This window comes from Sphingomonas sp. KC8 (genome assembly GCF_002151445.1).
In the GTDB taxonomy this organism is placed as follows: domain Bacteria; phylum Pseudomonadota; class Alphaproteobacteria; order Sphingomonadales; family Sphingomonadaceae; genus Sphingomonas_E.
The window spans coordinates 1,205,549-1,218,550 of record NZ_CP016306.1 but is presented as its reverse complement, the minus strand read 5'-3'; the positions used below and the strand labels follow the sequence as shown (position 1 = coordinate 1,218,550).

At 60.7% G+C, this 13,002-nt stretch carries 9 protein-coding genes; 6 read left to right on the top strand and 3 right to left on the bottom strand.

The genetic code is table 11. The features are described 5' to 3' along the window. The first annotated feature begins 21 nt into the window (after window positions 1-21). From KC8_RS05670 to KC8_RS05650, 5 genes are all read left to right on the top strand, one after another. Complete coding sequence (locus KC8_RS05670; RefSeq protein WP_010128044.1) at window positions 22-2,454, top strand: DUF4238 domain-containing protein; 2,433 nt, start codon at window positions 22-24, stop codon at window positions 2,452-2,454. A 980-nt stretch (window positions 2,455-3,434) separates the two neighbouring features. After that, window positions 3,435-4,028 (top strand): RNA polymerase sigma factor, encoded by a 594-nt coding sequence (locus tag KC8_RS05665; protein WP_010128043.1) that lies wholly within the window; start codon window positions 3,435-3,437, stop codon window positions 4,026-4,028. Next, complete coding sequence (locus KC8_RS05660; protein WP_138956815.1) at window positions 3,991-5,028, top strand: FecR family protein; 1,038 nt, start codon at window positions 3,991-3,993, stop codon at window positions 5,026-5,028. The genes KC8_RS05665 and KC8_RS05660 overlap by 38 nt, the downstream gene beginning before the upstream one ends. Window positions 5,029-5,114: 86 nt before the next feature. After that, window positions 5,115-7,649, top strand: coding sequence for a TonB-dependent receptor domain-containing protein (locus KC8_RS05655; RefSeq protein WP_157663899.1), 2,535 nt, complete (start codon window positions 5,115-5,117; stop codon window positions 7,647-7,649). Between the two features lie 134 nt (window positions 7,650-7,783). After that, window positions 7,784-8,695: a 5'/3'-nucleotidase SurE gene (locus KC8_RS05650; RefSeq protein ID WP_010128040.1), complete on the top strand. Its 912-nt coding sequence runs from the start codon at window positions 7,784-7,786 to the stop codon at window positions 8,693-8,695. A gap of 206 nt (window positions 8,696-8,901) precedes the next feature. On the opposite strand, the gene KC8_RS05645 is transcribed toward KC8_RS05650, so the two are convergent. The 3 genes from KC8_RS05645 to ispH form a co-directional block, all read right to left on the bottom strand. Then, window positions 8,902-9,081, bottom strand: coding sequence for a hypothetical protein (locus KC8_RS05645; RefSeq protein ID WP_037497414.1), 180 nt, complete (start codon window positions 9,079-9,081; stop codon window positions 8,902-8,904). A 75-nt stretch (window positions 9,082-9,156) separates the two neighbouring features. Next, window positions 9,157-10,520, bottom strand: a protein-coding gene (locus KC8_RS05640; RefSeq protein ID WP_374952959.1) for an IS3 family transposase whose coding sequence is annotated in 2 segments (ribosomal slippage) — window positions 9,157-10,170 and window positions 10,173-10,520 — 1,362 coding nt in all. Because the reading frame shifts where the segments join, the coding sequence is not laid out codon by codon here. A 52-nt stretch (window positions 10,521-10,572) separates the two neighbouring features. Beyond that, window positions 10,573-11,367 (bottom strand): 4-hydroxy-3-methylbut-2-enyl diphosphate reductase, encoded by a 795-nt coding sequence (gene ispH, locus KC8_RS05630; protein ID WP_086495526.1) that lies wholly within the window; start codon window positions 11,365-11,367, stop codon window positions 10,573-10,575. 133 nt (window positions 11,368-11,500) lie between these two features. Here ispH and KC8_RS05625 point away from each other — a divergent pair, with 133 nt between their 5' ends. Continuing rightward, window positions 11,501-12,973: a phytoene desaturase gene (locus tag KC8_RS05625; RefSeq protein WP_010126434.1), complete on the top strand. Its 1,473-nt coding sequence runs from the start codon at window positions 11,501-11,503 to the stop codon at window positions 12,971-12,973. Window positions 12,974-13,002: the final 29 nt, after the last annotated feature.

Below are 13,002 nucleotides of genomic sequence, written 5' to 3'. Positions count from 1 at the left end.
AATGTAGACTCCGAAATCCAGATGGCGATCACCAGAGACAATCACTTCGTACCGCAATGGCATCAACGGGGCTTCCTTGAACCCGGTCGCTCGACCCTTGCCTATCTCGATCTGACGCCGCCCACCAAGACCCTCGCCGATGGGCGCGTCATAGAAGAGCGGTCCCTGTTCGACGCGCCCACGAAGCGCTGCTTCTTCAAGACCGACCTCTATTCGACATTCTTCGGTACGGAGGTAAACGACGGAATCGAGCGGAAGCTGTTCGGCGATATCGATACGCGCGGATCGCAGGCGGTCAGGGCCTTTGCGGGGACCGACATCGCCGCCTGGCACGAACATTTCGGGACATTCTTCGAATATATCGACATCCAGAAGCTGCGGACACCGAAAGGGCTGGCGTGGCTCCAGGCGCAGTATCCGGCACTCCACCAGAACGAGCTGATGATGGAGATGCAGGGCATCCGCATGCTCCACACCACCATCTGGACCGAGAGCGTGCGCGAGATCGTGTCAGCCGAGGACGCCGGCGTGAAGTTCCTCCTGACCGACCATCCGGTCACCATCTACAACCACGCGCTGCCGCCACAAGCGCCGCAATGCGCTTTCCCCCAAGATCCGGGGATCGCGCTTAAGGCGTCGCAGACGCTGTTCCCGATGAGCCGCGATCACTGCCTCATTCTGACCAACCTCGAATATGCCGAGAACCCATCGGCGCCGCCGCTGGAGAAGCGGACATTCGCGCGCAATTTCCGCCAGTCTATGGTGCGGACGGACCAGATGATACGCACGCGCCGGCTCACGGACGTCGAGGTCTCGCGTATCAACCGCGTGCTGAAAGCGCGGGCGCAGCGTCACATCGCCGCGGGCAGGCGGGAATGGCTGCATCCAGAAAGCCAGGCGACCGGATCCTGGGCCGACATGGCCGCGACGCTGCGCCCGCCGCACGACGAGCTTTGGCATTTCGGCGGCGAGACGTACGTGGGATTCAAGGACGGCAGCGTCCGTTACCAGGATGCGTTCGGCCGGACCGAAAAGGAACGCGAGGTTCTCAAGAAGATCCCACCGGCGAAGGAGCTGGCGCCAGGCGCGCCTTGCGGCTGTGGATCAGGACATCCCTACCGCATCTGTTGCAAGTCCAGATCACTGGCGCTGCGACCAAGCTGGACGCAGCGGAGCATCCGCGAGCGCAATCTCGTGCTTCATCGCGGGATCCTCTCGATCCTGGGCCTCGACGCAGGCAAAGACTGGACAGCGGTCAGGCGCGGGCTGACCGACGACCAGATCAAGCAAGTCTACTTTCTCTACGAGGCGTTGTGGCCGCTGGAGACCGATCTGCTCTCGCTGCTGCCCAAGCCCGACGGACGGCCACGCGCGGTCTACACCGGATCGCTCCATCCGCAGTCGATCGTCGAGTTCGCTCTTGGCGCGTCGCTCTATTTCGGCGAGCTGATCGTTGAATCCCCGTTCGTCCACGCCGGCACCATCGCCGAGCAATTCCGGCCCACCGAACATCCGCGCAGCTACCATCTCGAATTCCTGAAGGCGGTGGCGCTCTTCCTTAACATCATGCCGCTGGTGGACGCCGGATTGATCAACCTCATCCCGGACCCCTGGACCTTCGACTATCATCTCCGCCGTGAAACCATGGCAATGGTCGAGGAGCGCGCCGCTGGGATCGACATGAGCCTGCGCGGCGAGCCCCGGCTGGAAGAGCTGATGCGTGCCGACTTCATGCGCGACGTCCTGATGTGGCCCCGGGATGCACAAGAGGCCCGGATGCTTGAGAACTTTCCCGATCTGGATGCGGCCGGCATCGCGGAAATATGGTCCGAGCTGGAACGGCTGAAAGAAGAGGACCCACTGACGGCGCTGCAGGACGGCATCTTCGACGGCGGCAAGGAAGGCGGCCAAATGCGCCTGGTGCAGATGGGTCCGAATTTCGAGATTGCCATGTATCTCGCGCAGGTGACCGGGGCCTCGATCGTGACCGACAGCGCATTCCGCTGGCGAGAAATCATACGCGCGGCACGGCCCAAGTCGGGAGCGCCTCCGGCTCGCTTCAAGGTGCTTGCCGGAAATCTCGCCGATGTTGCGTTTCTGTTTCCCGACAACCCTGACCGCATCATCCAGATGGCGCGCGAGGGCACATTGGCATGCTATCCCGCGCTGTTCGGCGAGATGTACCGCTATCTGGCTAGTGCGGGTGAGCGCCGTCCCCGGCCGAATTTCGAGACGGGACTGGCGGCCCGGTTTACCGGCACTCATACAGTGGCCCAGAAAGCGCTGCGCAAGCGCGCAGAACCCGGCAATGAAGGCAGAATCTCCTGCGTCTTCGCGCCAACTGGTATTCAGGACAACACGATCAATCGCCTGCTACTCATGTCGAGTTCCGAGCACCACCTGCCGATGGTGCCTATGGCCTTCTACATCCAGCGCATGGCAGCGGAGTGTTGATCGCCTGGTCCCCGTTCCAAATGGCGAGTCGGTACGGACACATGAATTATCGGCAGTTATCAGGGATGTAGTTTAGCCCTTGGAAGGGCCAGTATGTTGACGAACGGAGTGGCCTCGGTAAACGCAGCTGAATGTCTGGTTTCTCCGGCACACCTCCCAGAACCTGTCGGTCGGCTAGGTCCCAGCCTCGACCCTTTGGGCTCGATTGCGCCAACCTTCGGGAATGGCAGGTTCTGAGAACGACGTCCGGTCAGCGGAACGACTTAAATGGGCGCGTAGCAGACCAGCCGCTGCCCCGCTTGCTAAAGACCGGTTCCGGCGTCAGCGGACATTCCAGCGACCGCACCGGAACGGCGTGGGTTGGTCGGGAGTTGCCGCTTTCGATCGAGCACAGCATCGGGGCAGCAGTCGCCGACTTTCCGGACATTCCGCCTGAAAATTTCGATGCCTGTTTGCTGACATTCGTTCATGTCGCGGTAGTGGCGAACTATGGAACTTGGTGATCAGTCCGCTTCCGAGCGCCACAGGTCGATAGCGGACATCAAGCAGCCGTTCATTGTGCCGTCCGCGGGCGCCAACTCTGCGGTCATTTGTGGGATCGGCGGGGAACAGCACGAGCCTACATTCACCGGTGGCGATGGCGCATCACGTAGCGCCGCGCTTACGTGATGCCTGGCGCGTGAATCCCCGGGGGATGGTGCTTGCGATCCGTGGTAGTTGACGCCCTCGGATACAGAGCCTCTGAGGGGAGCCGGGGCACTGTTGCAGGTCAAGTGGCCCAAATTGACGATCGCTTAGCGATATTATGATTCATATGCGCAATTCCCGGCCATCTATGGCCGTGACCCCGAACGCCTGCGTCACTAGGAAGAAGTCGTTCGAAAAAGCGCGCACCGCACAGCAATCCAACGATTTCTGTGCACAGGGAGACCATGGCGGGGGCGGTAACCGCAGGGGCAAGGCACAGCAGGGGGATACACGTGGATGAAGACGAACGGGCGCTTTGGCTGTCCAGGCACATCCTGCCTCACGAACTTTCCGTCAGGCGGATAATCGGCAGCTGGAACCTTCCTCACGGTCTGGATCTGGAAGATATCATCCAGGAATCCTATGCGAAGATCGCAGGCTTGCCGTCCGTCTTGCATATCTCTGCGCCCAAGTCGTACTTCCTTCAGATCGCACGTTCCATTCTGCTGATGCATGTCCGGCGGGCGAAACTCGTTTCCATCGATGTCATCGCCGATCTGGAACAATTGCATGTGTCCGATGAGACGCCATCGCCGGAAGAACATGTTTCGGACAGGGAACAGTTGCGCTTGCTGGCTCAGGCGGTCGCGCAGATGGACGAGCCTCATCGGACGGTCTTCGTCCTGCGCATGATCCACGAATGGCCGCACAAAGCCATCGGGCAGAAGCTTGGCTTGTCCGAGAACGCCGTTCAGAAGATATTGGCGAGAACCCTGAATGCGCTGGCGGGGAAAATAGGCCGTGGCGGAAAAGGGGGCGCTCAAGCATCTGGGCATTCGGATAACAGGTTTGATCGCGAAGCTGACAATGATCGCCATGAACGATAACCCGATCAACGAAGCGGCGTTCGACTGGCTTGCCCGTGTCGATGCCGGCCTGACCTCCGCCGAACGCACGGAGCTTGAAGGATGGTTGGCGGCCGATGCCAGACATCGTGGCGCCTACATCCGCGCCAAAGCGGTGTTGAGTCAGGCTCGCCGAATCAAGGCCTTCGCCCATTCGCCCGATCCGGATGGATGGGCCGGCTATATCGAGACCGACACCCAGCGGCAGCACGACGATTTCCATGAAGCAGAGGTCGCCCGCACCGGACCCGTATCGAGACGCGCGTTCCTGGGGGCGGCTGGCGGCGTGGCGACCGTCGGATTGGCTACGGCTTTTCTAGCGACCGGCCAGGCCGCTCAGGCCTTCACTGTCCAGACCGCGCTTGGCGAGAGGCGGGACGTCCTACTGGCCGACGGCACACGCATTGCGCTGAACACGGATTCGAAGCTGCGCGTGCTGTTTGATACCCAGGTGCGCGCTGTGGAACTGGTGCACGGCGAAGCCCTTTACGATGTCGCTTATGACGAGGGGCGCGCCTTCGTCGTCGACGCGAAGGGTTTCAGGGTTCAGGCGTCGGAGGCCAGCTTTGCCGTTCAACAGCTGCCGGACGCGCTTCCCCAACTGATCGTGCGCAAGGGCGTGGTGGATCTTGCATCTGCCGATACCGCTTCGCTGACCGTCAACGCCCCAACCAAGATCACCTTCCTTTCCGGGAACCGGCTGTCGAGGGTGAGGCTGAGCCAGGAAGCCCTCGATCGCGAATTGCTGTGGCGCGACGGCAAGATCGCGTTCGACGATACGCCACTGCGCGACGCCATCGCAACGTTCCGCCGCTACGGGCCGGTTCATATCAATGTCGAGGATACGCAACTGTTGAACCGCACTATCAGCGGCGTTTTCTCGTCGGACGATCCAAAACGTTTCGCCAGAGTTGTGGCGGAATTGTTCGATCTGGACGCAAGCCCCGAAGGCCGCGGCATAGTCTTGCGGAGAAAAAAATAATAAATTTCTCGCCTCGCGGCGGTTTCCTCCACAACGAGCATCTTCCCTTTCAACGGTCTTGAATAGGCCGGCAAAGGGGAGTGGATATGAATAATTTTAAGGCGTTTCTGGCCTGCGGGGTATGTGGCGGAGGCCTGCTGTGGAGCGCGCCCCTATTTGCGCAGCAACGGGATTTCAACCTGCCAGCGATGCCAGCGAGCAAAGCGGTCCAGACCTTTTCGCGACAGGCCGGGATTGACGTCATTGCGCCGGGCGAGCCGCTTCGCGGCATTACCACCAGGCCTGTCAAAGGTAGAGTGGATGCGCAGGATGCGCTCGACGAGATGTTCCGTGGCACTCGCCTGAAGGCGACGAAATCCGGCGAGAATGCCTATCTGCTCAAAATCGCTCAGGCGACGCAGACGATTGCCTACGCTGAACCGCAGCCGATGCCCGCAACAGCGGTGAACCAAGCCGTCCAGGAAAGTTCCGCGCCGAACGATGTGGGGCTGACGGATATCGTCGTAACCGCGCAGAAGCGTGAAGAATCGTTGCAGGATACGCCAATCTCCATCGCGGTGCTTGGCAGTGAGGATATGGAGAAGCGGGGCGTCTCCACCCTGACCGATTTGGGCAGCGGCCTGGTCCCGTCTGTCCGGATTGCTCCTGCTGGCGGCCGGCCCTCGATACTGTTCGTTACCATGCGCGGCATCAGCCCCGGAGATGTCACCCAGATCAGCCGCGATTCGACGGTCGGCGTCTATCTGGACGGCGTGTATGTGGGGCGTGCCCAGGGTTTGGGTACCGAAATGCTCGACCTTGAACGGGTAGAAGTACTGCGCGGGCCGCAGGGCACGTTGTTCGGTCGCAATGCCGTAGCCGGCGCGATCAGCATGGTGTCCAAGCGCCCGACGGGCGAACTGGGGCTCGATGTGACGGCGGGCATCCGCAATTTCGATGGCTTGAATGTCAAGGCACACCTGAACCTGCCTGAGTTCGCGGGCCTCAGCATCAAACTGGACGGTGTCTGGAACAAGCGCGACGGATGGGTCGAAAATCCGCTGGCCAGCGCATCCGACTGGTCGGCCTACAATCGTCGCGGTGCGCGCGCCAGCGTGCTGTGGGAGCCGGCGCCCAACCTGAATTTCCTCTATTCCTTTGACATTTCCCGCGACGCATCGGTGGTGGGATACCCGCATATCCGGGCGCTTCTGCCCGACGCCCCTCCGCTGCCGCCAATCTTTTCAGTGGAGGACAGTAGGGTGAGCCGGGGGCGTGCCGGCGTTCCGCTGGAACCCGGTATCGGCAAGGTTTCCGGTCATAGCCTTCAGGGTAACTGGGATCTCTCCGAAAATCTGACGGTGCGCTCGATCTCGGCGTACCGCAAGATTTCCCAGGAACAGTTCGACAATCCCGGCATCCTGCTCCAGCGCTATTCCCCCAATGGGCTATTTGCACGCCTTAGCTATGCTGACGTTCATCAGGATCAGTTCAGTCAGGAAGTCCAGCTTCTCGGTTCTTTTGACAATCTTAAATTCGTCCTCGGAGGCTTTTACTTCAAAGAGGACGGCCATGATGTGGCCTTCACCACATATACGGCCCGCTTTAACAGCACGGGCACGGGCTTTACGCTGTTGCCTGTTGTCATCGGCGGCCCCAGCTATCCGGAGCGGGAGAGCAACGTCCATACGAGGTCCAAGGCGATCTTCGGTCAGGCGACCTACACGCCGTCCGTTCTTGACGAGCGCCTGCACCTGACCGGGGGGCTGCGCTGGACTCACGACAGCAAATGGGGCTCGTTGACCAAGTTACGCGGGGCAACGGTTCATATCCCGTTCGAATTCGATTCCAAGCGGGTGGATCCGGCCTTCACGATGGCGTTCGACTGGACCGACGCGGTTAACACCTATGTCCGGTGGGGCAGGGCGTACCGGGCGGGTGGCGCCAATCCCCGATCAGTAACGTTCCGTGCATTTGGGGAGGAAGAGGTTACGACCTGGGAAATCGGCGCCAAGACGGAATTGTTCGATCGGCGCGTTCGGTTCAACCTAGCCGCATTCCGCACGCGTTACAGCGATCGCCAGGTCGACTTTATGAACCCGGCCAACCCTTCGAACTACGAAACGCTGAACGCACCCGGATCGCCGATCACCAAGGGGCTGGAAGCCGATCTTACGGCGCGGATCGCGCGAGGGCTGACCTTGTCGAGCAGCTATGCTTACACCGATTGGCGGGCGGTGGCGGATATCAATCCCTTCACCGGCGCCATTCAACGTGGCGCAGTCAATAACTCGCCCAAACACTCCGCTTCCTTGGCGCTCGATCACCAGTTCGAACCTTTTGTCGGCGCGACTTTGTCCACCCACGTGGATGCGGTCTATTCGAGCAGCTTCTATACCGGAGGTGTGTCCGCGCCCAAGACATCGCCTTATGCCGCGCTCAACGGTCGGGTGACGTTGGGCGACATCGCGATAGCCGGCAATGACGCCACGCTCGCCATTTCGCTGTGGGGCAAGAATCTCACCAACGCGCAGTGGGTGACGTTCCAGACAACATATGCAGGAACCGGTCTCGCCAACATCGTCTCGGCCCAAATGAATGAGCCCCGCACCTACGGGGTCGAAGCCAAAATCAAATTCTGAGGAGGCCGGTTTGGGCGGGATTGGCTTTCATAGCGCCACGCCCGCCTGCCGGTTCCCGCACTAGCCGTGCTTATGACCGATCGAAACCCCAAAAAAAAGCGCGGCATTGTTCTGTTAAATTCGTGAGGTTCACCATGAAGTTGTTCTCCCTTCTGACCGCCTCCTTGCTGCTTGGCACCAGTCCAGCCCATGCGTTGAACATCGTCCTGTCCAACGACGATGGGCTCACCAGCAACGTCAAGGCGTTGTACGAGCATCTTAAATCCCAAGGTCATGATGTGATCGTGTCGGTGCCCTGCCATGGACAGAGCGGCATGGGCGCCGCGATAATCTTTTCCGAGCCGTTGACGCCCCTGACGGCCGATTGCCACAATGGTGCCGCGAAGGCGGGCGATCCCGGCGCGGGACGCATGACCCGGGATGGGATGGGTGCGGACTTCTTCTATGTTCGGGGCACTCCCGTCATGGCCCTGCTTTACGGGCTGGACGTGCAGGCCATAGCGCGCTGGGGCAAGGTGCCGGATCTCGTGCTTTCCGGCCCCAATGAAGGGCAGAATGTGGGATCGGTTGTCGTGGGTTCGGGTACCGTCAGCAATGCGCAGTATGGTGCGATCCGCGATATCCCTGCGATCGCATTCAGTGCCGGGGTGAAGACCACGGACAATATTGGGCTGGCCAATCCGGATTCGCGCAAGGTTGCGTCATTGGCGGGGCAGTTGGTTGCACATCTTGCGGACAAGGCTGCGGGCGAACGCCTGCTACCGCCAGGCGTTGCGCTGAATGTGAACTTTCCCGACGATCTGGATAGTCCCAAATGGCGGATGGCGAGAATTGGCGACTACGATACCTACACGATCGGCTTCGCTCCAGGATCGCCCAAGATCACCGTGGCCCGCAACGCAAATCCACCCACGGCTGAGCAGATGGATAATGAGGCCGTGGTTTATAAAAGCGCGATCGCCATATCCGTCATGCAGGTATCCTATGATCACCGCCCTGACATGGCGCACAGGATCGGAAAATATCTGGGCGGTTTGATGAACTGAATGTCGGAAACGACCGCTGGTGGTCGGGTGCTGCCGTTCTCGATTGAGCACAGCATCTAGGCAGCAGTCGCCGACTTTTCGTACATTCACAAGCCAGACGGAGGCTCCCAAAATCCGCCGGGCGTGTCCGGACCGAGCCTGGCACCTCCGCTTGTGCGACGGCGCGGTATTGCCACTGGCGCCGACAACAAGCGTGCGCGTGACTGTTAGCCGATCAATTCGGCCAGCCGGTCTACCTCGTTATAATGGGCGGTGGCGGGGCAGATCAGCAATTCGTCGGCGCCGGCAGCCCGGACATTCTCAATAGCCTCGCGGATCGCGGCCGGCGTGTAGCGCGTCGCCATCGCAGCCATGCCCTTGCCCACGTCCTCGCCGATATATCTCATATGTCCGTCGTCAGAACATTTGGCGCAGATCGCGGCGTAGATTAGCGGAGTGCGGGCCTCGTCTGGGGATTGATGTTAGGCGGCGAGCTTGCGGTGCTGCAAGCGCCGATGTTCGATGGTCTGTCGCTTGAGCCTTTCGCGCTGCTTGATGATGGCCGGCGCCCTGCCGAAGTAGGCGTCGGCGGGCGTCACGTTGGCCAGGCTCTCATGGTAACGCTGGTGGTTGTAGTGCTCGACGAAGGCCTCGATCTGGGCCTCGAGGTCGCCAGGCAGGAAGTAGTTTTCCAGCAGGATGCGGTTCTTCAGGGTCTGGTGCCAGCGCTCGATTTTGCCCTGGGTCTGGGGATGACACGGGGCTCCGCGTACGTGGCTCATCTTCCGGACTTCGATGTATTCGGCCAGCTCACCGGCGATGTAGCTGGGGCCATTGTCGCTGAGCAGCCGGGGCTTGTGCAGCACCGTGGCGCTGTCGCAGCCGGAAGCTGCCAGGGCGAGGTCCAGCGTGTCGGTCACGTCCTCGGCCCGCATGTTGGTGCACAGCTTCCAGGCGATGATATAGCGCGAGAAGTCGTCGAGCACGGTCGACAGGTACATCCAACCCCACCCGATAATCTTGAAGTAGGTGAAGTCGGTCTGCCACATCTCGTTCGGGCGGGTGGTCTTCGTGTGGAACTGGTCGGCCGCCTTGATCACAACGTAAGCCGGGCTGGTGATCAGGTCGTGGGCCTTGAGCAGCCGGTAAACCGTGGCTTCCGATACGAAGTAGCGCTGCTCGTCGGTGAAGCGCACGGCCAGCTCCCGGGGGCTCAGCTCGGACTGTTCCAGCGCCAGCTCGATGATCTGGTCGTAGATCTTGGCCGGGATGCGGTTCCACACCCGGATCGGCACCGATGGCCGATCTTCCAACGCTTCCGGCCCACCTTCAAGGTAGCGATCATACCAACGATAGAACGTCCGGCGGGGAATGCCGAGCTGGTCCAGCGTGCGCTTGGCCGGCAGGTGCGACTGTTCGACGATCCTGATGATCTCGAGCTTCTCGGATGCGGGATACCTCATTCTTCGCCTTCCCCATCCGCGATCATGCTTTTTTTGAGCAGCCGGTTCTCGAGCGTCAGGTCGGCCACGCATTCCTTCAGGGCCCGGGCTTCGCGGCGCAGATCCTGCACCTCGCCGGTGGTCGCAGCACGAGCGGTGTCGCCGGCCAGGCGTCGCTTGCCGGCTTCCATGAACTCCTTCGACCAGGTGTAGTACAGGCTCTGGGCGATCCCTTCCTTGCGGCACAGCTCGGCAATGCTGTCCTCGCCGCGCAGGCCATCCAGCACGATCCGGATCTTGTCCTCAGCCGAGAAGTGCCGACGGGTCTGCCGCCGGATGCTCTTCACCACCTGCTCCGCAGGGGCCTTCGACGACAATTTTGAATGGGAGGATCTGGGCTTCATCTGCGTTCCTTCGTCACTGCGACGAAGCCCAGATCCTCCTCAAATCACAACCTCAAATCTGTGCCATTGGTGCTGACGGCGGACATCCCGCACCTTGCGCCACCTCGACCAGCCGGCAGGCGTTGGATGAGGTGGCATCGCCCACCACCAGCACCAGATCGGCCTTGCCCGCAATCGTTTCGATCGCCCGTTGCCGGTTGGTCGTCGCATAACAGATGTCACTTGCGCGAGGTGCTGCGACATCGTCGTACCGGGTCCGGATCGCCTCGATCATCTCTTGCGCATCACGCAGCGCAAAGGTGGTCTGGACCGCATACGCCACCGCTATATTCCGGGGGATGTCGATCACTGCAAGATCGTCGGGACGCGAGACCACCGATACCGCGCCTGCCGGCAACTGCCCCAGGGTTCCAACAATCTCCGGATGCCCCTGATGGCCGATCAGCAGCACATGCCGGCCCATGCGGTACCAGTCTTCGACCTCGGCATGAATTTTGGCAACCAGCGGACAGATCGCGTCCAGGACCCTGATGCCGCGGTTTTGCGCGGCCAACTTGACCCCGCGTGCACTGCCATGGGCTGAAAGAACAGCAACGGCCCCCGGTGGCATCTCGTCAATTTCCTGAACGAACACCGCCCCACGCTGTTTCAGCCGTTCCACAACGTCGCGATTATGCACAATCGCCCGGCGCACATAGACCGGGGCACCATGCAGTTCCAATGCTTGCTCGACAGCATCTATCGCCCTGCGCACCCCGGCGCAAAACCCTCGCGGGTTAGCAAGCAGTATGCGCCGCGTACCGGCAATGATTTGTGTCGTCTCTGGCGTAATGGAAGTTCTCACCATGACTAAGTTCTGGGATGACAGATTATTGACCGCCTTGGCAGGATAACATCCTCACTTTTGGACAGGTTGCATACTGTCTCCCGGCCCCTCACGGCTCCTCGTCCCTGCTGCGTTGCACCAAGGATTTGCCGCGATGTCTGCCAGTTCCAACGCTATCATCATCGGCTCGGGTTTTGGTGGCCTGGCGCTTGCCATCCGTTTGCAAAGCGCCGGTATCGCGACCACCGTGATCGAGGCGCGTGACCGCCCCGGTGGTCGGGCCTATGTCTGGAAACGTGACGGCTATACCTTCGATGCCGGCCCTACCGTGATTACGGACCCTGCCTGCCTGGAAGATCTCTGGTCATTGTCGGGGCACTCGATGGCTGAAGATGTCACGCTGATCCCCGTCCAGCCATTTTACCGCTTGCTGTGGAATGATGGCACGCGGTTTAACTATTCAAACGACGAAGCCAGCCTCAACGCCGAGATTGCCCAACTCGATCCTGCAGACGTCATGGGCTATGCGCGGTTCCTGGAACATTCGCGCGGCGTTTACCAGGAAGGCTATGTCAAACTGGGCGCGGTGCCATTCCTGAATTTTTCCAGCATGATCCGGGCAGCCCCCGCGCTTATGAAATATCAGGCCTGGCGTTCGGTTTACGATCTTGTTTCAAGCTTTGTCCGCAATGAGAAACTGCGCCAGGCCTTGTCGTTTCATACCCTGCTGGTGGGCGGCAACCCTATGCAGACCAGCAGCATTTACACACTGATACATCATCTGGAGAAGAGCGGCGGAGTCTGGTTCGCCAAAGGCGGGACAAATGCCCTGGTGGCAGGCATGGTGGCCCTGTTCGAACGGCTCGGCGGCACATTGCTGCTTGGCGACGCCGTCAACCGGATCACATATTCAGGCCGGCGTGTGACCGGAATAGTCACGGCATCGGGGCGCACGCTGGCTGCCGGCATGATCGCCAGCAACGGCGATCTGGTGCACAGCTACGGCCTTCTCTCCGGCTCGGCTTATGCTGCACGCCGCGTTCGCAGCCTGCAAAAGCGCCGGTTCTCTCCCAGCCTTTTCGTGGTGCATTTTGGCCTGAAGGGAAGATTTCCCGATATCCCCCACCATTCGATCCTGTTCTCCGATCGCTACGGCCCCCTGCTTGAAGATATCTATCGTCACGGGCGCCTGCCGAACGATCCTTCACTGTACCTGCACCACCCCAGCGCCACGGATCCAGCCATGGCGCCAGCGGGGCACGCCACCTTTTATGCGCTCGCCCCGGTGCCACATCAGGGCAAGGCTCCGGTCGACTGGGGTGTTGAAGGTCCGCGCTACCGCAAGATCGTGCTCGATCGGGTGCGCGACATGCTGATCCCCGATCTGTATGCGCGGCTCGACACCTGCTTTCACTATACACCGCAGGATTTTACCGATGATCTCGGGGCGCATCTGGGCAATGCCTTTAGCCTCGAACCGATCCTGACGCAGAGTGCCTGGTTCCGGGCGCACAATCGCGACGATCACTTCGCCAACCTGTATTTCGTTGGCGCGGGCACCCATCCGGGCGCGGGCATCCCGGGTGTCGTGGGCAGCGCCAAGGCAACGGCTGGCCTGATGCTGTGAAGCCTGGGGTACGATCCACTACACTATGG

What these genes read in the sequence shown, in the direction of transcription:
- KC8_RS05670 (WP_010128044.1), top strand. Translation starts at nt 22, where the DNA reads ATGGCGATCACCAGAGACAATCACTTCGTACCGCAATGGCATCAACGG.
- KC8_RS05655 (WP_157663899.1), top strand. Translation starts at nt 5,115, where the DNA reads ATGAATAATTTTAAGGCGTTTCTGGCCTGCGGGGTATGTGGCGGAGGC.
- KC8_RS05650 (WP_010128040.1), top strand. Translation starts at nt 7,784, where the DNA reads ATGAAGTTGTTCTCCCTTCTGACCGCCTCCTTGCTGCTTGGCACCAGT.
- KC8_RS05645 (WP_037497414.1), bottom strand. Translation starts at nt 9,081, where the DNA reads ATGAGATATATCGGCGAGGACGTGGGCAAGGGCATGGCTGCGATGGCG.
- ispH (WP_086495526.1), bottom strand. Translation starts at nt 11,367, where the DNA reads ATGGTGAGAACTTCCATTACGCCAGAGACGACACAAATCATTGCCGGT.
- KC8_RS05625 (WP_010126434.1), top strand. Translation starts at nt 11,501, where the DNA reads ATGTCTGCCAGTTCCAACGCTATCATCATCGGCTCGGGTTTTGGTGGC.